The organism is Mesorhizobium sp. B2-5-11 (genome assembly GCF_006440835.1).
Taxonomy (GTDB): domain Bacteria; phylum Pseudomonadota; class Alphaproteobacteria; order Rhizobiales; family Rhizobiaceae; genus Mesorhizobium.
The window spans coordinates 237,560-261,323 of the sequence record NZ_VFUK01000007.1; the positions used below are offsets into that span (position 1 = coordinate 237,560).

Genomic DNA, 23,764 nt, shown 5'->3' on the forward strand with positions numbered 1-23,764 from the left:
CCGCTGGAACCACCCATGACGCGTTGGCTGTTGCGGATATTCAGCGTGATCGCGCTGGTCGGCTTCGCCGCGGCAGTGTGGTTTGCGGGGCCATTGATCCGCTTCACCGAGATCCGGCCGCTCGGACCTGGGTGGCTGCGCGCGACGATCATTGGTGTGATCCTCGCGCTGCTGGCGCTTTTTTACGCGCTGCGTTTCTGGAAAGCGAGGAAGGCGCAAAAAGCGCTCGAAGCCGTCGTTGCGCACAATGACGACCGCGATGACGATTCTCGGGTGCTCGAAGCGCGGATGAACGAGGCCGTGGCGGCGCTCAAACGGTCGAGCGGCAAGCGCAACTTTCTCTATGAGATCCCCTGGTACGTTGTCATGGGCCCGCCGGGTGCCGGCAAGACAACGGCTCTGGTCAATTCAGGCCTGAATTTTCCGCTTGCCGGTTCGGGGGACGCCCAACCGGTGGCCGGTGTTGGCGGAACACGTGCCTGCGACTGGTGGTTTACCGATCAGGCCGTGCTGATCGACACCGCAGGTCGTTATACGACGCAGGACTCCAATCCCGAGATTGACAAGAAGAGCTGGCTCGCATTCCTGTCACTGCTCAAGAGGTACCGCACCAGACAACCGATAAACGGCGTCATCCTGGCCATCAGCCTTGCCGATGTGATGAGCTTCGATGATCAGCAGCTTGATGCCCACATCGTCGAGATACGCAGCCGCCTGAGAGAAATTCACGAGACGCTGAAGATCCAGTTTCCCGTCTATCTGCTTTTCACCAAGGCCGATCTGGTTTCAGGGTTCACGGATTATTTCGGCGGTTTCGACGAGGCGCGCAGACGCAAGGTATGGGGCACGACATTCCAGACGGCGGAGCGCGATAGGAACATGGCCGCCGCGGCTCCTGCCGAACTCGATGGGCTGGCGGAACGACTGGCGGACGAGATGGCCGACCGCCTCCAGGAAGAGGCTGATCCGGTCACGCGCATCTCCATCTTCGGCTTTCCGGCTCAGTTCGGCGCGCTGAGGGGGCGCATAACCAGTTTTGTCGCCGGTCTATTCGACCCGTCCCGCAGCCAGGTGAACGCCAGCCTGCGTGGACTCTATTTTTCGTCAGGCACGCAAGAGGGAACGCCCATCGATCAGGTGCTGGGCGCAATCGGCCGCAATTTCGGGGGCAATTCCCGCCCGCATCTTTCCGGAACCGGCAAAAGCTTCTTTTTGCATGATCTGCTGACGGACGTCATTTTTGCCGAATCCGGATGGGTTTCGTATGACAAATCAGCTGCGAGGCGGGCGGCGGTGGCCAGATTTGGCGGCCTCGGTACGATAGCGCTGATCGCTGCTGCCGCACTCGGTACGCTCGCTCTGAGCTTCGCGGCCAACCGCTCGCTGATCGCGTCCGCAACGGTTGCCATGGGCCAGTATCGCGCGACGGCGGAAACGCTGCTCAAGGCAGCCACGGTTACCGATGTCGACCTTGAAAACGTCATCGGCCCGCTCGACCAGTTGCGCGACCTGCCGGCCGGATTCGAAGCCGCTGAGCTAGCGACACCGATCGGGGAGACGTTCGGCCTCAGTCAGCGGGAAAGACTTCTTTCCGCGTCCCGGACCGCTTATCGGAAAGGCCTGGAACGCATGTTGCGCTCGCGCCTGCTGATCCAGGCCGAGCGAACGATCCAAGCCAAGATGGGCGATCCCGCCGCACTCTACGTGCCGTTGAAAATCTACCTGATGCTTGGTGGCAAGGCGCCGAAGGTCGATGACGCGCTGATCGTTTCCTGGATGAAGCAAGATTGGGAAAAGAACCGATACCCGGGCGAAAACAACCGCGAGGGACGAGCGCACCTCGAAAAGCACCTGCGCGCCATGCTCGCCTTGGACGACGCCTATGACCCCGTTTTCGAACTGAACCAGCCACTTGTTGAAGCCGCACAACGCTCTCTCGAACGCATGAGCCTTGCCGATCGAGCGACCGCTTTGATCAAGTCGGCGATCTACGCGGCGGCGCTGGAGGACTTTTCCATTTCCAAGCAAGGTGGTCCCGAAGCGCAACTGCTGTTCGAACGTATCGATGGCAGCGATCTGGCGGACCTTCGTGTTCCCGGTCTCTACACCAATGCCGGCTTCAACAGGTTCTACCTTGCCCAACTCTCGCGCGTTGCGCAGATGCTCGTTGACGAGCAGTGGGTTCTCGGTGGTGGCGGAGAGCAAGGCGACATCGATCAGCAATTGCTCAGGCTCGGCCCGGAACTTCTCGATCGCTACGACAAGGCGTTCGCCGCGGCGTGGAACAGCGTTCTCGACCAGTTGAAATTCAAGGCGATGCTGACAGACAAGCCGCACTATACCGCGCTTTCAGCCGCTGCCTCCCCCAATTCGCCGATAAAGCGGCTGTTTTCGGCGATCGCCAACGAGACGGCGCTGACACGGGACCCAGGTGACGGTCCTGGCGCCGAGACAGAATCCGCGGCTCAAAACCAGCAACGCAGCGCCGCAGAATTAGCCAAGGGCTTAGCCCGTATCGGCATACACATAGCCAACGGCAAATCGCAAATCCGCGCCGGCGCACAGCCCGCTGACGTACAGAACTTGAATCCGGGCGCGAACATTGAAGCGCGATTCAAATCATTCCAGGTCCTGGTGAACGGGCCCACCGGACATCGCCCGATCGACGCACTAACCCAGAACTTCAGCGACATCTATCAAAGCCTGCGACTGGCCACCGAAGTTCCTTCGCAGGTGGAGCGGCTCAACGGTAATCTGCAGCTACAGATTGCCACCCTTCGCGCCAATGTCTCGCGTCTGCCCAAGCAACTCGGCCGGATGGTCAACACGACGGCAGATGAGTTCGAAGGTAACGTCGCCGAAACCTCGGTGACAAACTTGAACCAGATACTCGACCAGACGGTCACAGCCCCCTGCGAGGCAGCGATCAACGGCCGTTACCCCTTCGACGGGAGCAGCACCGAGGATGTCGTCATGACCGATTTCGCGAAGCTGTTCGCCCCAGGCGGACTGATGGACCGGTTCTTTGCACAAAATCTGGCCTCGCTGATCGACATGACCGGCCAGGACTGGCGTTGGAAACAGGATACGCGCTTTGGACGCAACTTGTCGAAATCGACCTTGAAGGACTTCCAGTTGGCTGCGGAAATCCGCATTGCCTTTTTTCCATCGGGCGCTTCAGTACCCTCCGTCAGCGTCACCTTTACACCCTTCTCGCTGCATGGCGATGCCGACATGGCCGTACTTGATATCGATGGCCAGACCGTTCAGAGCAACCAGACCGGAAATGGGCCGAGCACGGTGACTTGGCCGACCGGTACGGCTACCCCATCCGCGAGCCTCAGCCTGACGCCAGAAATGCCGGGGCGCCAGTCCGCCATCACGTTCGAAGGGCCGTGGGCCTTGACGCGGCTTCTGAGCAAGGCGGCTATCACGGGCAACGAGGGCAGCATGCAGGCCCGCTTCGTGATCGGCGGGCGCGACGTCACCTACACGATCCAGACAGGGTCCGGCACCAACCCCTTCCTGCTCCCGGCCCTTTCCGGGTTCACCTGTCCCAAGGCGTTCTGAGATTGAGATGATCCTGGGCAGTAAGCCGCAGAAGCGCAAAACCAGGCACACACATATTTTAGTTTTCGATACTCTAATGTTTGAGCCTGTGGCAAAGTGGCACGAACGCGCCCGAAGGTGCGCCGCGGAGGACGCTGGGTGAAGCGTTTGGTGGCAAATTGAACAATGTCGCCCTTCCCATTGAAAGCTTCGGCGTGAGCCACAGAGGCTGTGTGCGGGAGCTCAATGAAGACAACTACCTGGTCGAGCCCCAGGCTGGCCTGTGGTTGGTCGCCGACGGGATGGGTGGTCACGACGCCGGAGAAGTCGCTTCAGCCAGTATCGTCAATCATCTGGCAACGATCGGGATTGCCAGCTCCGCACCGGATCTTCGGGCGCGCTTCGAAGACAGGCTGAGCAGGGCTAATGCCGAGATCCGCCGCATATCCCAGTCTCGCGGGATAACAATCGGCTCAACTTTTGCCGCCCTGCTTGCCATAGACGGGCGGTTCGCCTGCCTCTGGGCTGGTGACAGCCGCGTCTATCTGATCCGCGAGGCCTCGATCTCGCAAATATCGAAGGACCATACCGAGGTTCAGGAACTCATCGATAAAGGCATGCTCACCGAAGCCGAAGCGCTCACCTGGCCGCGCCGCAATGTCATCACGCAGGCAGTCGGCGTCAGCGACGAGATTGTCATCGATTTCCAGCAAGGTGAAATCCTGCCGGGGGACATCTTTGTGCTGAGCACCGATGGCCTGACGGCGCATGTCACCGATGCCGAGATCAAGGCTGCGACAGTGTCCGCGACACCTCAGTCGGCGTGTGAAAACCTGCTGGAAACGGTTCTGGCGCGTGGCGGAACAGACAATGTGACCATCGTGCTTGTCAGGGTCGCGGGCGGATACGATAGCCAGTCGCCCCGTCCAGCTCTGTACAAAGCGCGGGGGCGGGGCTGATGAGCGCCGACGACAAGACGCGGATATCGCCAGGCGCGGCCAACACTGCCGTGGGCACGCAACTGAGCGGTATCTACGAACTTGACGAGCGGATCGCATTCGGGGGCATGGGCGAAGTCTACCGGGGCCACAACATCCAGACCGGCGACCATGTCGCGATCAAGATCGTTTTGCCGGAATTCGCGCGCGACCAAACGATCTTGTCCCTGTTTCGCAAAGAGGCAACTATCCTGAACCACCTGTCGCATGACGCGGTCGTGCGTTATCACGTCTTCACGATCGATCCGGGGATCGGTCGTCCCTACCTCGCCATGGAATTCGTCGATGGAGCGTCGTTGTTCGACATCATGCGACGTGGGGCGATGCCGACGGGAGAGGTACGAAAGCTGTGCCATCGCCTCGCCTCCGGTCTAAGCGCCGTGCACCAGGCCGGAGCAATACACCGCGACCTCTCGCCGGATAACATTATTCTGCCGGGGGACCGGGTTGACCGTGCGAAGATCATCGATTTCGGCATCGCACGCTCGGCGACGGTGGGCGGAGAGACCCTGATAGGCGGAAGGTTCGCGGGAAAGTACAACTATGTTTCGCCCGAACAACTCGGGCTCTACAGCGGCGACGTCAGAGAGCAGTCCGACATCTACAGCCTTGGGCTGGTATTGGTTGCCGCCTTGCGCGGCAAGCCGGTCGATATGAGCGGCTCGCAGTTCGAAGTCATTGAAAAGCGCCGGACCGTGCCTAATCTCTCCGATATCGATGACGATTTTCGCGGCATTGTCGAAGCCATGCTTCAACCGGATCCGCGAGACCGGCCCGTCAGCATGGCCGAAATCGCCAGGATGACACGTGACGACAACGAGGAGACAATCCCGCCGACTTCCCTCACACCCCGCGTTAGGCCGGGTTTGCCGCCGATAGGGCAAGCCGCTGCTCCAGCCAGCAAGAATGAGGTCGAGCGGCACGACGACGCAGACGCGACGGGTTCAGGTAGGCCGCGCTTCGTCCAGCATGTGCGGCCCGCGCATTTGTCTGGACCGCCGCGCCCGCCCCCCCTCGGCGCTGCACGTACGGCCATGGCCGAGGTGCCTGGCAAATCCACAAGGACCCGAACGATCGCGCTCTGTGCCTTGGCGGCGCTAGCCGTGGCCTCTGGAGGCGGCCTTTATCTGGGCGGCGTCATGACGCCCGCGACGCCGACTGTCGGCAAGACGTCGCTTTCCGCGGCAGAGCCAGCAAAGCCCACGCCCCAAACGTCACAGCCCGCCGCTACGCAGGATGTAGCGAACGCGCCCGAGCCGCCAAAGGTTGTTCCGCCGGCGCAGCCGGAAACGCAGGCCGGCACACCGCCCGCCGAGGATAAGCCACATGCTGTGGCAGCTCAAAGACTGCCGTCGGCCAAGCCCGTCGACATACCTCTACGAACCGAGGCGCCGCCGAAGCCAATCGCGACGAACGCGCCGCCGCCCGAAAGGGCATCGCCGGCAATCCAGCCCGACACGACGGCCAGCGATAGGCAAAAGCCGACTTCACCCGCTACGACCGCTCCAACCCCGCCAGAAGCCGAAACGGTCCAAACTCCGCCGCCGGCTGAGACGGAGGTTGTCGAGACCAAAAAGCCCGAACCACGGGCCAGCCCGCCGGCCGCCCCAATCCCGGAACTGAAATCGAATGCAGGTCCAGCGGTGGATGCCAACGGCAACAGCCAGATTTCTGCATTGCCGACAGGCAAGCAGCCGAACCAACGCGTTGTAGCGTTGAACGTGCCCAAACCAGCGATCCCCCCGGCGGTCGACGATATCGCTCAACGCGTCGCCTGGGTTCGCGCCTTCGGCGGCGGCGACTGTTTCTATGCCGCCGTCACATCTGCTACCGACAAGGCCGCCGCAATCGAAGGATTTGGCACGGCCGTCCAGCCATTCGAACGCATGCTCGGCGATTTCCAGGCAAAATTCCATGTCGAGCCAGACATCAGCGTCCGCCTCATTGAGCCAAGCCAATGCGAGGTAACCAATTTTCTGCGCTTTCTGGGACAGACCGCGGCCGACCAGCCGCAGCTTGTTCTCGACCGAACATCCGTGCCGAACGGTACGCCGATTAGCGGTACATTGGTAACGCGCAGAGGGCTCATCTCCAGCGTTCTGCTGATCGACCACAAAGGCATGGTGTTCAATCTCGACGACCGCATCGTCACGGGGTCGGACAAGGCGACCTTCAGGATCCCGATTGGTCTCGGCACGGCCGATAAGGCTGCTGGAAAGTCCGTGCCGCAGATAATACTGGTGATCACGGGCCCTCGCGACATTCAGTCGGCTGCCTTCTCCGATCCCACGCCAGCTTCGGCGCTGTTGCCCAAAATCATCGAGGAAGTCGAGACCGACGGATCTCGGTTCTCAGCCACTGCCAAGTATTTCCGGCTCGGCGGATAGCGTGGGCCTAGCATGGAACGCCGCCGCTGGTGTTTGACCGCTTGGTCTGCCCTGCCCGAAAAGCAGCAGGTCCGGTTCCAGCCCTATCTGCCCCGAGGGCGCGCATGAAACTCGCGATCATTTTGGGCGCTCCCCTCGCCCTGCTGTTGTCCAGCCAAGCGCGAGCCGAGTTCACGGTCTGCAATCAGACACTCGATGTCGTCAATCTCGCCGTCGGCCAGAAGGTCGACAATGCGGACCAGACCGATGGATGGTGGACCATCGGCGCAAACCAATGCGTGAACGTTATCCGGGAGGAACTGACCAACCGCTACGTCTACATCTATGCAACTGACGTGTTTGGTCATGCCATCCTCGCCGGATTGACCGAAATGTGCATCGAACGGCGACGTTTCTCGATCCGCGGCAGTGACGAATGCTGGCAGCGCGGCCACATCACCGCCCGGTTTCTGGAAGTCGACACCCTCGAACAGGTGCGGTGGACCTTCTTCCTGACCGCAAGCAATCCGTGACACACCATATCGACACGAGCTTCAGACAGAAGAAGCAGGCGCGCGCCGCCCTTCGCAGGCGCACGCTATGGCGTAGGTTGATGGTGGGTTTGACCTCGGCTGTGCTGCTTTGCGTGGCCGCCGGTTTTTACCTGACCGCGGACTATTGGGCATTCGGCGACGAAGACGAGGAGTTGCATGCAGTCGAGGGGGCGGACGATGTGCCGGCCGACGCATCCGTCTACGTGCCAGCGCTGATCGATCTGGCGGGGGACCCGATGTGGATCACCCTTGCGCCAGATGCCGGCGCCGCAACCAAAGGCCGAGTGGTCCCGCGTCCGGCAGAACTCGATCAGGCCGACGTTTCTCCCCAGCTCGAAGTCCTGTCAGACGTCATGCTGAGCGCCAGCGAAAAATTCATGACGACGATACCATCGACGCAGGAGGATTTCGCATTCTTCCAAGCACAACGAAAAACCGCTGCCGCGCCATCGGGCGATCTGGAGAACGATCTTCAACCCTCGCCTCCCGCCAGGGAACTTGAAGCGGCTTCCGGTCAGAAAGCCGACAGCGACGATCCCGAAGCCGGATGGGGTGAGACGATCGATGCAGGCGATGCAGCCCTGCCGGCATTCCAGAAGACCGAGATCGAGAACAACACGAGCGTCGTAGCCGTCACCAATGAGTACCAGCGATTCGCGGCGACCGAAGACACGTTCGTGAAGGTTCTCAATGATCGCAGTCTGGACAGCGTAGCGTTGGATGCGCACTTCTCCGCGCAGGATGCCAAGCTGGCAGGCGAGGCCCTGAGCGCGCTTTTCCACCGGGACGGCCTGGCAGCGGGTTACGTCGTTGCGATGCGAGGGTTCAGGCCGACGCGCGACACGAGCGCAATGTCCCTGATGCAGGTTTCGATCTACGCCAAGAACCTGTTCGTCGGCACGCTGACGCGCAACGGCGCGGGCGCCTTCGTGTCGGGTGTTGATCCCTGGGTTCGCGAAGATCTGTTCAACTATTCGGGCGCACAGGAAGAAGGTACGCATAAACGACAGTATCGTCTGCTCGACGCCATCTATTCGACGGCAGCCCGCAACAATGTTCCAACCGGCGTGATCGGCGAGGCGATCATGTATCTTTCGAGAGGACAGGATCTGGACGCCTTTGCAAGCGAGGACCAGCGTCTGGTGATGATCTATTCACAGACGCCCAGGGGCAAGGACGAGGGCGCGGGACGGGTTCTGTATGTGGGCGTGCAGGGGAGCGAGAAAAGCCTCGACTGTTTTGTCTTCCAGCAAAGCGACGGCCAGTTTGCGTGTGTTACAGGTGACGATCAGGTACGCTCGCTGACAGTCACCAACGGCATGGTCACGCCGGTGAATGGCGTCATGACCTCCACCTTCGGACCACGAAAGCACCCCATTCTGGGGACCGTGCGCATCCATAAGGGCGTCGATTGGGCGGCACCCGTCGGCACGCCGATCGCAGCCGCCTTCGATGGCGAGATCACCTTCCAGGGCGATGGGGGAAGCTACGGCAATCTGGTCAAGATCTTGCACAAAAACGGCCGCGAGACGCGTTATGCGCACATGCAGAAATTTGCAATCGAAGCCGGCGTCGGCACCAAGGTCAAGGCAGGCGACGTCATCGGCTATATCGGCACCACCGGATTATCGACCGGCCCTCACCTGCATTTCGAGCTTTACCAAAACGGCGAGGCGATCGACCCCTTGGGCACGGTTACCGCGGTCGCATCGAACGATTCCGCGGTCGAAACGCTCACCGAGCGCATCGTTCACGTCGAAAGTGGCGGTAGCGCTCGCGCCAAGAATCCTAATTCTTCCGCGACGGGCGCCGGCCAGTTCATAACCAAGACCTGGATCAGGATGATGAATACCTACCGCCCGGAGCTTGCACGCACGCTGTCGACCGACGACCTACTCGCCCTGCGCTACGACGCCACGATCTCGCGAGAGATGGTGCGCAACCTGGCGCGCGAAGGCGAGGCCTACCTGCGCCAGCGCGGCCACCAAATCACGGCCGGCCGGCTCTATCTCTGTCACTTCCTTGGAATGGAAGGCGCGCATCAGGTTCTGTCGGCATCAGGTTCGGCGCAGCTGAGCGCTGTCCTGGGGTCGGCCGTCATCCAGGCCAACCCGTTCCTCACCGGCAAGACAGCCAGCTACGTGGTGGACTGGGCCGAAAGAAAAATGGGCCAGAAGCTGACTCATCTGGCAACCGACGCCGGGTCACAGACAACGACCACCGAAATCCGTCAGACGTCGCCGGAGTTCGAAAAATACAAACAGGCCATCACTGCTCTCATGGGCTCGATCCCAAATACGCTCTGAGCGTCAGGTCTGGCATGAGTTTCTTGCGCAGAAGGGTTCCCCCTCGGTTTGCCGCGCAGTTTCGACGGTTATTGCGTTTTTATCCGCATTTCCACGCGGCGGTTGGCAGGATCGTACGGGTTGGCGTTGCGAGGGTTCTTCTCGCCCATGCCGACGGCGTTGATGCGCGCGGCCTCGACACCGCTGGCCGTCAGGAAAGCTGCCACCGATTTCGCTCTTCGTTGTGACAGACCTTCGTTGTAGCGCAGCGTGCCCGTCGCATCGGTGTAGCCTTCGACGACGAAGTTGAACGTGCTCAGCCGGTTGTCTTTCAAAGCCTTGGCAAACTCTTCGAGCTCAGCGCGCGCGGTTGCGTCGAGTTGGGCCGAATCCAGCCCGAAATTGATCAGCATGTCGAGGTTGGATCTGCCTTCCTGCTGCCCATTGGTGTTGCTCTTGTTGCACTCCTCTTCGGAACCGACACAAATTCCTCGAGATTTGCCAAGATCGGCTGCGCCGGCAAAAAACTTCACGATGTCTTCTGATTTCCGAGCCGGATCGGCGGAAGCATGGTTCGAGAAAAACACGACCGCCAACACAAAGGCTGAACGACTCCACTGCATAGCGCTCCTCCTGTTTGAGTATCCGATTTTGATCGATCGCGAACATATCAAATTCCAGCGCAATTGTCTGTGGCCAAACGTTGGAGGTGCGATCATCGCGACTGTTTTGGCCGTGGCACGGCTTGAGACTTGACCCGCGCCGTGCCTGAGGCTTGAGTGGCCAAAGTTCCTCGATGAAAGCGCGGCGTTCATGGCCCATGGGCTCCGATTCAAAACGGCACGGGATCTTTTCGCAGCTTGTCCCGCTATCACCAGGGACATGCGCACTCCTCCGACCGAACAGCACTCGATCGCGTTTTGCCGCGACCTCCTCGCCGGGCGCATTCCTGAGGAAGCGATTACATTTTGCGCCTACCTGCTTCCCGAGCGGGCCGCGGTCTGGTGGGCCCACGAATGCCTAAGCCATCTGAGCGACCTCTTCGATGAGACCGATCACCGGTTGCTCGGTCTTGTCCGCGACTGGGTGAGCGAACCCGACAGCCCCCGCCATCGAACAGACGTCAGAGCCGCCGCGGCAAAATCGCCAACAACCCCGGTCGGCTGGATTATCCTAGCTGCGGGATCGCGTGAAGATCGGTCAGCCGTGGCCGCGATGCCGGCACTGGATTTGCAGCCTTCTCCTGCTGCCTATGCAATCAATGCCGGAATTCTGGCCGGTCTGGCACGCGTGGCGCTCGTGGACCGCTTCTCGGTGCTGTCGGCGTTCGTCGAAATCGGTATCCAGATGGCCGAGATCGAGGCCCTCCACCAGTCAACGGATGCATCTTAGGGGCACTCGCCCACAGGACCGGCTCCCACAGAACTGGAGGACGCCCTCCGTCCCGCCTACTTGCAACCGCCTTGAGCCCATTTGGCGAGCGCCACCTTGAAGCGTGTCCCAAGCGGATGCTGCAAGCGCAGAACGGAGACATCGTTGGCGGCGAAATTCTTCGCCTGATCACACAGTCGGGTCTCGTTCCACTCATGGCAGCCGTCGCAGTGCTTGCCCTGCCATACCGAATTGTCGAGGCCCTCCACCGGACTGAAGCGTGGCTCGCCTTTTATGAGCTCCGCAATACTCTTCCCATCGATTTCGGGGTCACCGAAATCGATGGGAACGTCGAAAAAGATCGGGTCGTCAGAGGCGAGTTTTGGGATTTTCTGACGGAGCACATTGAGTGCGAGTTGGGCGTCATTGGCGGAGCTCGACGGATTAGCAGTGGCATTGCGCGTATCCGAGCCGCCTTGCGGTCCGGGAACGCCCGCCTCACCGACGATCAGCGGTGCGTTGAGATCAACCTTGTGCAGGACGACCTCGGTGGTCAGCGAGACGTTGCTCCAGGGGCGCTGCTTGCTAGCGGTTGCCTTGAACACATCGGCGGTAACACGGTTCATCGCCTCAGTGATGGACACATTTGTCTCGCCAATGTGCGCAAGCAACGCCGAGGTGAACGGCGAATGTTTGCCGGATCCGTCGTAGGCGACCTGATTTGGACTGGTGGCGAACGCGACAAGCGTACCGGCACCGCCATTCTCGATCGAGATTTCCGCAAGGCCGCTTTTTGCTCCCCTGACGCCGGCGGTCTTTGCCAGCACCTCGGCTAGAGGATTGTCGCGACAGGCGTCGAGGAAAATAAGCCTTATGCTGGTCTCGCGAGACATCTGTCGCAGAACGAAATCGACAGGCACCGCCTCGAAGTCGAGCGAAGTCTCGTCCTCCAGGGCGGCATCGATCGGAAGAAGATAGTTGCTGCCTGAAACCTGCAAGCCATGGCCCGCATAGAAGAAAAGCGCGATGTCCGCCCCGCGCACCTGCTTTGCGAACTGCGCTATTGTCGTCTGGGTCTGCAACTTGGTCAGATCGAAGCCGGAAACGACTTCAAAACCAAGATCTTTCAGGCTTTCGGCGATGGCTTTGGCGTCGCGCACCGGATTGGCGAGTGTCGGGGCGTGCAGATATTGGGAGTTGCCAAGTACCAGCGCTGTACGGCGCTCGGCATCGGCTGCCGTCAAAGTGAAAAGCAGCGCAACTGCCGCGAGCCCGATTGCGCGCAGAAGGCTACTGCGACGGGCGATCAGATCGAAACCCACCGGGACAACAGATCCTTCCTCAGTTGACGAGCTTGGTGGCGGAAAACTCGATCCGCCGATTGAGCGCCTTGTTCTTCGGCGTGTCGTTGCCGGCGACTGGGCGTTCCTCGCCGTAGCCGGTCGCCGTAATCTGCGTGCGCGGAATGCCCGCTCCAACAATGGCGTCGGCCACTGCCTGGGCCCTGCGCTCCGATAAGCGCTTGTTCTCTGCAACCGGTCCATCGGCATCGGTGTGTCCGGAAACTTCGACCTTTAGGCCTGGGCATTTGCTGACGACACCGACGACCTCAGCGAGGAGCGGGCGGCTTTGGGCATCGAGCCGCGCGCTCGCGGGGCGAAAATAGATCGCCCCGGTACGGGACAGCACCGCAAACCTGTTGAGGCATTCCTCATCGTTGAAGTTGGTCTTCGTCGCATCGGTGGCGACGGGCCCGACCTCGGTGCTTGCCGCAACGGTCTGGGCGGGGGGCGGCTTGCTTCCGTCGGCCGTGAACACGAAATCGAACGACACCGATGCGGTAGGAACAATGTTGGTCACACTGGCCGCCTGTTGGAGTTTGTCGACATTGGGCAATAGACCGAAGTCTTCCACATGCACCGCGACAGGGGCCTCCGAGGCGACCGACACCATGGTGTCGCTGACCATGGTCACCACGACGTTGGCCTCAAGATCCTTGTCGACCCCATGCAGGTTGAGACGGAATGGAAGAACCGCCTTCATACGTCGCTTGGTGGCGAGGTCGGCAAATGCCGCCGGATCCACTTTCGCTGTCAGTTCGGCGGTTGGAAACTTGTAGGTCTCAAAGAAAAGGAACCGCATCCGGACATTGCGCAGGTCGACCCCGGTATCCACTGAGTTGAGGTCAAAGGAGACCTTGGCGTCGCCGGTCGAAGTAAGGCTGCCGGAAATATTCCTGATCTTGTTGGTTTCGACGATCGTGTTCTTCTTGACCGACTGATAGGTGAGGACCGAAGCGGTCGGATCGAGCGCCCAGTTCGTCTGCGCGTTCGCCGTTCCCAGTCCGGGCAAAAACAACACGAACAACGAAACGATCAAGCCAAGCGTCTTCGCGGCGACTCTGCTTCTTGACCGTGCTTTGCGCCAGACTCCGAGAACTTCGAACATGGCTCCCCCTGCCTACGACAACAGAACCCCGTATCGACATCACGACCATGCGGTGTCTCCAGAGAGCATAGAGCACTTGCTGCCAATTGGCGAGCATCCCGGTTGGTGTGTTTGGCCAGCCCGCGATCCCGGCATCGCGATACCGCACCTTGCCTGAGTGCGGGGGATTCGAAGGTCCTGCTATTCCCATCCCAAAGACGTCAGGAACTCAGCGCGGGCGCGGATGATCCGCGGATCGAGGAACCGCTAGAAAGCTATCTTAAGTCCGAGCTTGGCGCCAATAGTGGAGCTATCCGACGAGGCCTTACCACGGACTTCGCCGTTGACGGTCGTCAACTCCGAAACTTTCAGGTTGAACCCCGTCGATAGCGCCACGGAAAAATCCGCATCGTCGAAGGCGATCGTCCTGGTACCGATCTCGGTCGTGTTCTTGTAACCGAAACGCTGCTGCAATTCGCCACGCGCATAGGGGCTGAACACCATACCGTTGCTCAGCGTGTAATCGCCATAAATGCCAGGCTCGAACTTGATGGCGCCAAATGAAAGCCGGCTCTTGCCGAACTGATTGCCACCGCTGTCAGTGTAGGGATCGCCGCGGAATGAAACACCAAGCAGGCCGCCACGCAGATCGAAACGGGTGCGTTCGCCCAGCGCGAAGATGTGGCCGACAGATCCCGTGACCGCGTAGCCCTCGGTGTCATAGCTGCCGGTGGTGTCAAGCACCCCGTTCATCACGTCGCTTCGGCCGAAGAAACCGGAGGCCGAGACCAGCGCGTAATTGTAGTCCTTGCGCAACAGTGCGTAGCCGCCGAACAGTCCGGCCTTGTTGTTACCTTCCCCTATGGCATCAAATCCCTGGAAGGCCCCGAGATTGACGTCAGTCGAGGCGTAGCCGGCGAATACACCGATGTTCAGGCCATACTCATTGTCGAACTGGAAATGCTTGGCGGCATTGAAGTCGAGGCTGATGGCGGCCGAAAAATCATTGGCATCGAAGCTCGGGCCCGGGCCATTCAAGCCGCCGCCACTGATGTTATAGCCGTCATGCTCGGTATGAGCGAACTGGCCGGAAGCAAAGACCCCGAAGCTCGAAGAAACCGGTACCATTCCAGGTCCGGATGCAGGCGAAAGGTGGAGGTCAGCATCGATCGCGTCGCGATTTATGCCGTAGAGAGCGTCGAGTGCCACCTCGACCGCGCCCGCGTTGGTCGCGCTGGTCGGCGCCGCCGCAATACCGAAACTGGCCGGCGTGGCACGCAGGAACAAGCCGCCATTCGGGCCGTTCACGATCTCATAGCTGAAAAGCGAACCCGGCGTGCCGGAAATGCTTCCGAGACGGAAGGTGCCGGCAACCGGTCCGCTGGCCGAGACGATGATCGGGATATTGGTCACTTGGGCGAATTGGGGGGTGCCCAGCAGATTGATAATAATGGTGCTGGTGCCGGCAGCCGAAAACGCATTGGCAACGAGTTGATCCGACCGTAGCGTCTGTTGGTTGATGTCGAGGCTGATGGTGGCGCTGTTGAGGGCGAGGCCGCCGAGCATCAACACGTCATCGGCGACACCGTCCATCATGTTGATCAGGGAATTTGTCGCGATGATCGAACCCGGCATAGTGACGTTGCCGTTAATGAACAGCGTTGAACCGTTACCGAGGTTGAGTTGGTTTATGCCCTGCGTGCCACCGCTGAAGCGAAGGGTCGAATGGTCGGCCGAAAAATTGTCGAAGCCGGCAAAGTTCTGGCTCTTGCCGCCGGCGGCAAGGTCGGTGTCGACGACTGTGCCGTTGGCACCTGTACCGCTGAATAGCACCCCGTCGCTAAGGATGAGCGGCTCGACGGCGCCGATATGATCGATGGTTAGCGTGTTGGGTCCAAGGCCGGTAATGTCACCCTCGATCGTGCCACCCGACAAATGGACATGTTCGGCGTCGATGCCGCCCTTTATGTCGCCGCCGAAGACCGAGACGCTGTCGAAGCCTAGGCCGCCGGTGATGTTGCCGCCTGACGTGGCGCCTATGGTTCCGCCGTTTATGTTGACGGTGTCGTCGCCGTCATTGCCGAATATGCTGCCGCCAATGGTGGCGTTGCCAGCGACCATTATCGTGTCGTTTCCGGCAGCTCCGTCGAGGTCGAGGTCGACCGCGGCACTGCCGCTGACGCTGACCCGGTCATTGCCAGCCCCGGCATCCAGGGCATCAACTGTGCCCCCCGCAATGATGATGGTGTCATTGCCATCGCCCCCGGAGAGAACGCCGACGGTCGGCGCGCTGAAAAAAATTCCCTCCTCGGTAGTGAGGATGCCGATCGATAACAGGTCGTCACCTCTGCCGCCGGTCACATTGCCAACCTGTGTACCGTCGCCGAATATCACGGCGCTGTCGGCACCATCTCCAAGGTCAATGTCCTGAATACTGCCGGCCTGAATGACGACCAGGTCATCCCCGGCCCCGGTATTGAGATTGGCCGCGACGGTTGGGGCGTACGGAACCCCCAAGAAATCCCCATAGAACATCTCAAACCGGTCGTTGCCGCCGAGGAGTTCGATTGTACCGTCCGCCGGCTGCAAGGAGGTCGACCCTCCCGCAGGCAGGCCGCCTACACCGGGTGTTGTCGCCGCTTTATCGGTCAGGAGGCCGCCAAAAATTCTCACGACGTCGTCGCCATTGCCGTCGTAGTCGTTGACGATGACTTCCGACGAGTTCTCGAACCCGCTAAATCGGGTGGTGAATACGCCATCGACGTCCTGAAAATCCCCGGTCGTCGTGCAGTTCACGGTAACCGATGTCGCCTGGAAGGGAGTGCCGCCGCCGTTTGCAGTAGCGGAGCAGGCCGCCGCGCCAGACACTTGGAACGTGGACGCCGCCGCTAAGGCGAGCAACGAGACTCCCGTCAATCGATAGGCCTCGCGCGACACTCTCATTCGACCCCACCTTAGAGAAATCGATACCGTCACAAATCAAGGCAATTAAATAGATCAACGATCCATCTCATGGGATCGTTGACTGCTTAACCGGCACTGTACGCGTCGCGTTGCTGGGCGGCAATGGTTTGGCGTTCGTTCTCAGGAGACTATAAGGCTATCTGTGGCGACAAGGACACTATCGTAAACTTAAATGAGCCTGTCAAAAGCAGTGGCCAAACTTCAAAGGCATCTTTAAAGATCAGAATAGGCCGCCGAAACAGTCAGATCCCCCGCATGTGCAATCTTGCGATGGTAGCTTGCCCATATTTCGCCACCACACTGCTCAACCCAGCGGTAACAGAACGAGAAGTCGGTAGGGAGGTCCAGTTCCGGCGTCACAATCTTCGCAAACGGCGTCAGGAAATTCTCGAACTGAGCGGTGTACTTGCTCTTTCTGTAACGAGACCGGTCCACCGTCTCGGGTAACTTCTCGATTATGGCCGTCACGCAGTCGCGGGAGACCAGAAAGATGCCCGTGCCGCATGACGTTACCCGGACAAAGCCTTCTTGCTCTTGCCGAGGTTCGACGACAGTTCCGATGAACTCCAGGCTTTGCGCAAAGGCTTTGTCGAAGGGCAGTGTCGAGAGGGAGTGGAGTTTGCGCAGATCGATCCGGCGCCGCGGATACAGGGTGCCGACGACTTGCTTGTCCAGCGCCAGCATCGCCGCGATAAGATCAGGTGAAAAGCCCATGTCACTGTCGATCATCAGAATGTGGCTGCAATCCGATTTATTGTAGTAGAAATTCGTGAGCAGATAGTTCCGCGAAAATGGAATATCCGTGTACTCGATTTCCGACAGCGTGAAGGCGTATTTGGACAGGCTCTTATGAGTTAAGGCCGCGAACAGGCTGCGAACGAACACGCTTTTGTAGGCGGCTCCATAAACCGGCAGCGCAAGATTGATCTTGGTCGGCATCTTGTCCTCCACAGTCCAATGACTGATCGCATACAAATCCCTTTTCCCTATCTTTGACAGGATTCTTGGTATAAATTTTGGTGACCTTCGCCGGTATGAGGGCAGGCGCTCAGGCTGATTGTGGTTGCGTCGTGGTGCGTTGGGAAGTTGCTGGACCAAGATTGAGGCAGGCCGGAGCGAGCATGCTGATATGACCCACTGCAACAGACTTCTGTTTCGTGTCCCACTGTTTCTCATTTTTCTGCTTCTTGGCTCAGCTGGTGCTCGCGCCGCGGTCGAGCCGACCGCGGCGCCGCAGCCACGCAACCGGCTAGCGATCGTCATCGGGAATTCGAACTATCAAAGCAGCCGACTTGAGCATCTCCCCAATGCCGCAAATGATGCCGCAAAGCTCTCAGAGAGCTTGAAGCGGCTAAATTTTGAGGTCCTGACGGGCACCGATCTTTCGACCCAAGATTTTTCCAGAATCTTTCGAGAAGCTGATGCAAGGCTGCCTACCGTCAGCGCAGTTTTGATTATCTACGCCGGTCATGGCGTGCAGTTGAACGGCGAAAACTACCTGCTCCCGGTCGATACGCCCGATCCTGAAAGCCTGGAAAAACTCACCGCCACGGCCATCAAGCTGAATGATGTGATCGCGCGGTTCGCGCGCCGCGACCGCCAGACGTTCATATTCCTGGACGCGTGCCGCAACAATCCGCTCGGTGCCGGTGCCGGCAATGGTCTGGCGCAAGTTGAAGTCGGTGAAAACACGTTCGTTGCCTTTGCCACCCAGCCAGGCAATGTCACGGCCGATGGCGGCGGCGAAAACAGCCCGTTCACCATTGCGCTGCTGAAGAATCTCGAGATCCCCGGGCTCAGCATTTCGGATATGATGATCCGCGTCCGCAACGAAACCGAAGCGTTGACGGTTGGCCGTCAAGTGCCGTGGGATCAATCGAACCTGCGTGAGCAGTTCTATTTCACGGAGCAACAGGTACTCGATCCGGGACAGTTGAGCGCAAGCCTTTCACGCATCCTTGCGGACCCTGCGGCAAAGAAGAGATTGCAAGTCGAACTTGCCTCCAATGACCTGCAGACCGCCGTGCTAATCGTCGGACAGACGTTGCGGTCGGTCGAGATTCCGGCACCGTCCGCCAGTTCACCGGAGCCGGTTGGCACACAGGTCGCCAACCTGTCTCCGACCGAAAGGGTTGAGGACGCTCGCCAAAGCGTCGTCTCCGGTCTCGAAACGCTCATTGTCGGCGCATCCATGGGCGAGGCGGACAAAGACAAGACAGCCGATCTTGCGCGCAACGTTCAGACCGAACTTCGTCGCTTGGGTTGCTACCGGATGCAGATTGATGGAGATTGGGGCACGGGTTCAATCCGTGCTCTCACCGACTACTACAAGAATACCAAGCAAGTCGCGGCGACGACGGAGCCGAGCGTCGGACTGCTGGGCGATCTCTTTTTGCGCTCAGGCAGAATCTGCAAGCAGCCGGTCATCGTGAAGGCCAAGCCGGCTAAGATAGCGTCGGACGCCGCCCCTTCACGAAACGGCTCCGTACGGACGACTGCGAAACGCTCGCAGGCCGCCCCGAGACGTCCCGCGCCTCCCCCACCGGACATCAGTGGCGGCATAGGCATTGGTGGTGTGTTTTAGGTTGGACCACGTCGCGTCAGTCCATCGCGGCGCAGCTTGCGTTGACGGCGGCAGAGGTGCGCTGAAGTTTCCGGCGCTACGTCTGCTGCGCGTATGGACGATAGCGAGCCGGTCAACAATGGGCCGCGCTCGAGTTCCAGATCAGGTGCTGCAGCCCAATAAGATGCGCGATCCTAGGATATGCTGGCGTAATTGTTCATTCATATTCGGTGGCTCAGTACAAGGTAGATAGCGGGGACTAACATCAACCAGCCCCCCATTCCCAACACCACCAAAATCGCCACGCGCTCGGTTCGCCTGACAAGGTCGGCAATGTTTTCCTCGTTCGTCAAAGAAACAGCGTCCAGTAGCGCAGGCGCATGATCATCGTTGTCATTTGCCGGTTGGTTTGCGTTGCCACTCTCATTGGTTCTCTGGATCGATGTCATTGTCTTTTGCTCACCAAACATACTGGAAATAGAGGGCCCGCCAGCCACCGAAGCGGCTTGCGGGCCCTATCAGCACAGGAAGGGACGTAGCTGTGCCGATCCACGACATGTCAGCCAAGGAATATGCCGATCACCAAAAATGTGACGGCTGCGGCGAAAGTTGGCGCGAGCAACCAACGCGCTTGGCCAATGCTTTTATCCATCTGCTTTCTCCTGATTTGGAGAAGCAACTAGCCTAGCCCTAAGCCGTTCCGCCTAGTCTCAAGAGATAAGACCATTGCGTTTTGTGATCGGCCTTTGGTCTGGTCAGGATTCCGACTGAAGCCTGATCGAGGAACGTTCGGCCTGCCGACGTGTTCAGTTGCCTGGCGCACAGAAGACTTGTGCTGTCGCCGGAACAACAGGAGAAAAACCATGAGGATCCACCTTACCAGCACCGCTGCCGCGCTATTGCTTTTGGCCGGCGTCGGCGCAGTTGCGGCACAGGATGTTGTCATCACACCGGAACAGGACACCGTCGTGCGCAAATACGTGAAGAAGCAACCGCTGGCTTCCGTGAACCTTCTCGGACTTGAGCTGAATGTCGGCACGGCTCTGCCGGACACGGTCGAGCTCCATGAGGTCCCCAATGTCAAATACCGGTATGTGGTGATCGACAACCGCACGGTTTTGGTGGACCCGGGCACCCGCAAGATCGTCAAAGTCTACGACTGAGACCTAGAACGAACCCGACCTCCGCCATAGCTGGCGGCGGGTTGGGTATGTCAAATCGCCCTTCGGACAGTTGAGATAAACTCCTGAAGTCGAGACGTCGCAACCCCCTCGTGGCGCGCCTGGTGGATCTAGAACACGCGCTCAACTCGACTTGGCACAAGGTACTTACTTCCTGGTGATCCAATCCAGCAAGCCAACTTCGACCTGATCGCACCCGGCGTATTCGAGTACCAGGGTCTTAGCCAGATCGCGCCATTGACATTTGGGCGCGTATGTTCCCAACACCAAATCTTTGAACACTGCCCGGAGAACATCGGCATCGAACGCTGAGATAGCGAAGGGAACCGGGTCTGCATCCTCCCAAGCTCGGGAGGTGTCATCGCCATGGCTTTGGCGCAGCCGTTTCAGAAGCTCGCGTGATGCCGCGAGCACGCGTCGGGAGTGATCAATATCGCGCGGAAATGCGGCGCGACGTGGCAGGAAGGTGGCTTCAATAGCCGCCCGCGCAATGTCTGTATGGGTATCGAGCATCGCTGCCTCCCTTAAGCAGCTATCGGGGCTGCACCTTCTTAGGTGCTGAGCTGCGAATCTCAGTCATCAGCCCTTGCTCTCGGAGCCGAGCTGTCTTCGCATCCCGTGCCGCCCGCTCGACCTCGATCGACTCGCGCGCAACATCCGAGATGCGCTCTTTTCTCTCGTGCCTTTTTTGTCGGTGAACCGTTGCCTTCTCCGCATCGTCGCCCCGATCTGACGGTCCCGCGGTGTTGTCGCACAGAACGATTGTGGCCAGATGCGGGCGACCTGGGAGGTGTTTCACCTGCCGAGCCAGCAGCCGCTGCCGCTCGGGCTGCGACTGTTTTGCGAACCGTCTAAAAGGTTGGACATCATGGCCAGGCCAATCATCCACTTTGAGACAATAGGGCGTGATCCTGCGAACCTGCGCCGCTTTACGCGGAACTCTTCGGATGGGAATTCGAGATCGGCGGATCGGTGTCGCCGCTTGTTCCCGACGCACTATGGCTTCCTTGCCCTGCCTCCGGGGCTCAATCGGTAGCAGGGGCGTTGGAGGCGGGAGGAATTTTGATCCGGATGTAGTCCCGCTTCTTGGACGTGGTGCGCTTTTCAGAGCCCCCTTTAGAAACTCAATTTCCAAGGCTTGCCGGCCTACCAGCCGCTCCAGCGCTGCAATCCGCGCCTCATAGGTCTGCATTGTGTCGGCCGCCGCCACGTCTTCGTCGAAGGAGCCGGCCTCGTATTTCTGAACCCAGATGCGGATCAGGTTACGCGGCAGTTCGTGCCGCTTGGCGAGACCATGCAGCGTCTCGCCGGACAGGAACTCCTGCACTACCTGACGTTTGAACTCGATGCTGTGCGTGCGATAAGCCACCATGGGCTTCCATCCTTCGAAAGCCCGGCTTCCAAGTCAATTCTGCTTGTTCATCCTGTCCGGCCCGAGGGGCGCACTCCACACATGGGTCTCATTTAGCCGGTATTTGCACCGTCATGACGCAGAGAAGCTCGAACAGGAGGGTGGCACCGGTTAGCGCGGTGACGCCCGAAGGATCGAGCGGCGGCGAGACTTCGACCAGATCGGCGCCGATGATGTCGACGCCGGCCAGCGCTCGGATCATCTTCTGGGCCTCGCGCGTCGTTATGCCGCCGATCTCCGGGGTGCCGGTGCCGGGGGCAAAAGACGGATCGAGCGCGTCGATGTCGAACGAGACGTAGGTCGGCGCGTCGCCGACGATCGAGCGCGCCTCGGCCATCACCGCGCCCACGCCGCGCTCCATGAATTCCTCGATGAAGATGATCCGGATGCCGGCCTCGCGGGCGAAATCGTAGTTTTCCACATCGGAGATCGCTCCTCGGATGCCGATCTGGACCATGCGCTTGGGATCGAGCAGGCCTTCCTCGACGGCACGGCGGAACGGGGTGCCGTGATTATAGCGGTTGCCGAAGAACTCGTCATAGGTATCGGAATGGGCATCGAAGTGAATGAGGCCGGCCGGTTCCTTGGCGATGCCGCGCAGGATGGGCAGCGTGATCAGATGATCGCCGCCGACGACCAGAGACCGGGCGCCGGAGTGGTGGACGTTTTCGAAGAAGGCGCTGATCGTGTCCAGCGAGCCGGGCAGGTCGAGCGGGTTTACAATCACGTCGCCGCAGTCGCCGGCACGCACCTGTTCGAAAGGCGAGACGCCCGTCACATGGTGGACGCGCCGCACCAGGCTGGATTGGTTGCGGATTTCGCGCGGTCCATGGCGCGCGCCCGGCCGGTTGGTGGTGCCGCCGTCGAAGGGGACGCCGATCAGCGCGATGTCGACCTGCTCGGGGGTAGCCATGGGCAGGCGCATGAAGGTTGAAGGGCCGGCAAAACGCGGAACGCTGCCGGAATCGAGTGGCTGGAAATTTGTAATGCTCATGGTCTTGTGTCCTGTTGGCGCATCGGGTCGCTTGACCGCGAGGCGCACTCCGAAGGTGGTGCTATTTCTGTTGGAAGTCGGACCTGTGGGCGTCGCGCCAGGCGTTCTGCTTGCCGGCGCGCTTGGCCGCGAGGCAGAACAGGGCCTCGGCCAGCAGCCGGCCGGCCAGGATGCTGGTGGTGCCGCTGGAAGCATCGAAATCCGGCGATACCTCCACGAGGTCGAACCCAGCAAAGCCGTCGCGGGCCACTATCCTTACGCCGCGAATGATCTCGCGCGAGGTAAGGCCGCCTGGTTCGGGGCTGTTGGTTGCCGGGGCAAAGGCTGGATCGACGCCGTCGATGTCGAGGCTGATATAGAGGCGCGCGCCGTCGGCACTGGCGATGGCGCGTGCGCGTTCGGCAACCGTTTCGATGCCGAGGCGCTCGACTTCCTCCATGGAAAACACAGTGATGCCGAGCTTGCGGTAAAGCGGGGTCCATTCGAGCAGGTTGCGGGGGCCGCGCGCGCCGATGACAACGATGCGGCGAGGGGCCACCTTGTCGAGTTCGGCAATGCGCAGCAGGGGCGAGGCGCGGGTGAGGCGGTCGCCGCCGAAGGATTCGCTGAGATCGAGATGGGTGTCAAAAACGATGAGCCCGACCGGGGTGTCGCCGGCATCGGAGACCGCGCGTACCGCCGGATAGCTGATGCCGTGATCGCCGCCGATGGTCAGCGGCACCGCCCCGTTGACCAACACCGCGGCAAGCCGCGCTTCGAGGCGGGCGTAGCTGGCGGCATTGTCGCCCGGCACTACATCGATGTCGCCGGCATCGGCGACGGTGATATGGGCCAGCATGTCGAGGTCCCAGTCGAAGCTGTAGCTGCCGTAAAGAAGCGAGTATTTGCGGATTTCCTGCGGGGCGCGGCGGGTCGCGCCGCCGCGAAAGGTGGCGATGCCGTCATAGGGCATGCCCACCACCACAGCGTCGGCGGAAAGACCTGCCAGATCGCGCACATAGGGAAATGCCATGAAGGGTGGCACGTCGCCATACATGCGGGGAACACCTGCCGGGCTCAAACCTTCGCTCATGGTACGGTCCTCCGTCTTGTCGTGTCGAT

18 protein-coding genes are annotated in these 23,764 nt (G+C 60.2%); 8 read left to right on the top strand and 10 right to left on the bottom strand.

Going from position 1 to position 23,764, the window contains the following annotated elements; translation table 11 throughout:
• Positions 1–15 precede the first annotated feature (15 nt).
• From tssM to FJ490_RS22530, 5 genes are all read left to right on the top strand, one after another.
• Positions 16–3,570, top strand: coding sequence for a type VI secretion system membrane subunit TssM (gene tssM, locus FJ490_RS22510; protein ID WP_140729109.1), 3,555 nt, complete (start codon positions 16–18; stop codon positions 3,568–3,570).
• 158 nt (positions 3,571–3,728) lie between these two features.
• Complete coding sequence (locus FJ490_RS22515) at positions 3,729–4,508, top strand: protein phosphatase 2C domain-containing protein (RefSeq protein ID WP_140581123.1); 780 nt, start codon at positions 3,729–3,731, stop codon at positions 4,506–4,508.
• Positions 4,508–6,934, top strand: coding sequence for a serine/threonine-protein kinase (locus FJ490_RS22520; RefSeq protein WP_140729110.1), 2,427 nt, complete (start codon positions 4,508–4,510; stop codon positions 6,932–6,934). Before FJ490_RS22515 ends, FJ490_RS22520 begins: the two co-directional genes overlap by 1 nt.
• Positions 6,935–7,038: 104 nt before the next feature.
• Positions 7,039–7,446, top strand: coding sequence for a DUF1036 domain-containing protein (locus FJ490_RS22525; RefSeq protein WP_181165311.1), 408 nt, complete (start codon positions 7,039–7,041; stop codon positions 7,444–7,446).
• Complete coding sequence (locus FJ490_RS22530) at positions 7,443–9,773, top strand: M23 family metallopeptidase (RefSeq protein ID WP_140632398.1); 2,331 nt, start codon at positions 7,443–7,445, stop codon at positions 9,771–9,773. Before FJ490_RS22525 ends, FJ490_RS22530 begins: the two co-directional genes overlap by 4 nt.
• A 68-nt stretch (positions 9,774–9,841) precedes the next feature.
• Here the strand turns inward: FJ490_RS22530 and FJ490_RS22535 are convergent, their stop codons facing one another.
• Complete coding sequence (locus tag FJ490_RS22535; protein WP_140498307.1) at positions 9,842–10,375, bottom strand: OmpA family protein; 534 nt, start codon at positions 10,373–10,375, stop codon at positions 9,842–9,844.
• Between the two features lie 259 nt (positions 10,376–10,634).
• On the opposite strand from FJ490_RS22535, the gene FJ490_RS22540 reads away from it, so the two are divergent.
• The gene (locus FJ490_RS22540; RefSeq protein ID WP_226880417.1) at positions 10,635–11,144 is read left to right on the top strand and encodes a hypothetical protein; all 510 of its coding nucleotides are present in this window, start codon (positions 10,635–10,637) and stop codon (positions 11,142–11,144) included.
• 56 nt (positions 11,145–11,200) lie between these two features.
• On the opposite strand, the gene FJ490_RS22545 is transcribed toward FJ490_RS22540, so the two are convergent.
• The 4 genes from FJ490_RS22545 to FJ490_RS22560 form a co-directional block, all read right to left on the bottom strand.
• Positions 11,201–12,445, bottom strand: a complete 1,245-nt coding sequence (locus FJ490_RS22545; protein ID WP_140729111.1) for a caspase domain-containing protein — start codon at positions 12,443–12,445, stop codon at positions 11,201–11,203.
• 19 nt (positions 12,446–12,464) lie between these two features.
• Positions 12,465–13,571: an OmpA family protein gene (locus FJ490_RS22550; protein ID WP_140566538.1), complete on the bottom strand. Its 1,107-nt coding sequence runs from the start codon at positions 13,569–13,571 to the stop codon at positions 12,465–12,467.
• 246 nt (positions 13,572–13,817) lie between these two features.
• A complete protein-coding gene (locus FJ490_RS22555) occupies positions 13,818–16,493 on the bottom strand; it encodes an autotransporter (protein WP_140729112.1) in 2,676 nt (891 codons plus the stop codon).
• Positions 16,494–16,727: 234 nt separating this feature from the next.
• Entirely contained in the window at positions 16,728–17,453 is a 726-nt protein-coding gene (locus FJ490_RS22560) for a hypothetical protein (protein WP_140729113.1), read from the bottom strand.
• A 190-nt stretch (positions 17,454–17,643) separates the two neighbouring features.
• Between FJ490_RS22560 and FJ490_RS22565 the strand changes: the two genes are divergently transcribed.
• Positions 17,644–19,098, top strand: a complete 1,455-nt coding sequence (locus FJ490_RS22565; protein ID WP_140557334.1) for a caspase family protein — start codon at positions 17,644–17,646, stop codon at positions 19,096–19,098.
• A gap of 200 nt (positions 19,099–19,298) precedes the next feature.
• Here the strand turns inward: FJ490_RS22565 and FJ490_RS22570 are convergent, their stop codons facing one another.
• Positions 19,299–19,526 (bottom strand): hypothetical protein, encoded by a 228-nt coding sequence (locus FJ490_RS22570; RefSeq protein ID WP_140498314.1) that lies wholly within the window; start codon positions 19,524–19,526, stop codon positions 19,299–19,301.
• A 414-nt stretch (positions 19,527–19,940) separates the two neighbouring features.
• Here FJ490_RS22570 and FJ490_RS22575 point away from each other — a divergent pair, with 414 nt between their 5' ends.
• A complete protein-coding gene (locus FJ490_RS22575; RefSeq protein ID WP_140498315.1) occupies positions 19,941–20,240 on the top strand; it encodes a DUF1236 domain-containing protein in 300 nt (99 codons plus the stop codon).
• Between the two features lie 165 nt (positions 20,241–20,405).
• On the opposite strand, the gene FJ490_RS22580 is transcribed toward FJ490_RS22575, so the two are convergent.
• From FJ490_RS22580 to FJ490_RS22595, 4 genes are all read right to left on the bottom strand, one after another.
• Positions 20,406–20,771 (bottom strand): hypothetical protein, encoded by a 366-nt coding sequence (locus tag FJ490_RS22580; RefSeq protein WP_140498316.1) that lies wholly within the window; start codon positions 20,769–20,771, stop codon positions 20,406–20,408.
• 19 nt (positions 20,772–20,790) lie between these two features.
• On the bottom strand, positions 20,791–21,630 hold the full coding sequence (locus tag FJ490_RS33175; RefSeq protein WP_224619125.1) for a transposase: 840 nt from the start codon (positions 21,628–21,630) through the stop codon (positions 20,791–20,793).
• Between the two features lie 88 nt (positions 21,631–21,718).
• The gene (speB, locus tag FJ490_RS22590) at positions 21,719–22,663 is read right to left on the bottom strand and encodes an agmatinase (protein ID WP_140498317.1); all 945 of its coding nucleotides are present in this window, start codon (positions 22,661–22,663) and stop codon (positions 21,719–21,721) included.
• A 61-nt stretch (positions 22,664–22,724) separates the two neighbouring features.
• The gene (locus FJ490_RS22595; protein WP_140498318.1) at positions 22,725–23,735 is read right to left on the bottom strand and encodes an agmatinase family protein; all 1,011 of its coding nucleotides are present in this window, start codon (positions 23,733–23,735) and stop codon (positions 22,725–22,727) included.
• Positions 23,736–23,764: the final 29 nt, after the last annotated feature.

Coding starts and splice junctions, on each gene's coding strand:
- FJ490_RS22595 (WP_140498318.1), bottom strand. CDS start 23,735: ATGAGCGAAGGTTTGAGCCCGGCAGGTGTTCCCCGCATGTATGGCGAC.
- FJ490_RS22570 (WP_140498314.1), bottom strand. CDS start 19,526: ATGACATCGATCCAGAGAACCAATGAGAGTGGCAACGCAAACCAACCG.
- FJ490_RS22580 (WP_140498316.1), bottom strand. CDS start 20,771: ATGCTCGATACCCATACAGACATTGCGCGGGCGGCTATTGAAGCCACC.
- FJ490_RS22540 (WP_226880417.1), top strand. CDS start 10,635: ATGCGCACTCCTCCGACCGAACAGCACTCGATCGCGTTTTGCCGCGAC.
- FJ490_RS22535 (WP_140498307.1), bottom strand. CDS start 10,375: ATGCAGTGGAGTCGTTCAGCCTTTGTGTTGGCGGTCGTGTTTTTCTCG.
- FJ490_RS22525 (WP_181165311.1), top strand. CDS start 7,039: ATGAAACTCGCGATCATTTTGGGCGCTCCCCTCGCCCTGCTGTTGTCC.
- FJ490_RS22565 (WP_140557334.1), top strand. CDS start 17,644: ATGACCCACTGCAACAGACTTCTGTTTCGTGTCCCACTGTTTCTCATT.
- FJ490_RS22520 (WP_140729110.1), top strand. CDS start 4,508: ATGAGCGCCGACGACAAGACGCGGATATCGCCAGGCGCGGCCAACACT.
- FJ490_RS22550 (WP_140566538.1), bottom strand. CDS start 13,571: ATGTTCGAAGTTCTCGGAGTCTGGCGCAAAGCACGGTCAAGAAGCAGA.
- FJ490_RS22555 (WP_140729112.1), bottom strand. CDS start 16,493: ATGAGAGTGTCGCGCGAGGCCTATCGATTGACGGGAGTCTCGTTGCTC.
- speB (WP_140498317.1), bottom strand. CDS start 22,663: ATGAGCATTACAAATTTCCAGCCACTCGATTCCGGCAGCGTTCCGCGT.
- FJ490_RS33175 (WP_224619125.1), bottom strand. CDS start 21,630: ATGGTGGCTTATCGCACGCACAGCATCGAGTTCAAACGTCAGGTAGTG.
- FJ490_RS22575 (WP_140498315.1), top strand. CDS start 19,941: ATGAGGATCCACCTTACCAGCACCGCTGCCGCGCTATTGCTTTTGGCC.
- tssM (WP_140729109.1), top strand. CDS start 16: ATGACGCGTTGGCTGTTGCGGATATTCAGCGTGATCGCGCTGGTCGGC.
- FJ490_RS22560 (WP_140729113.1), bottom strand. CDS start 17,453: ATGCCGACCAAGATCAATCTTGCGCTGCCGGTTTATGGAGCCGCCTAC.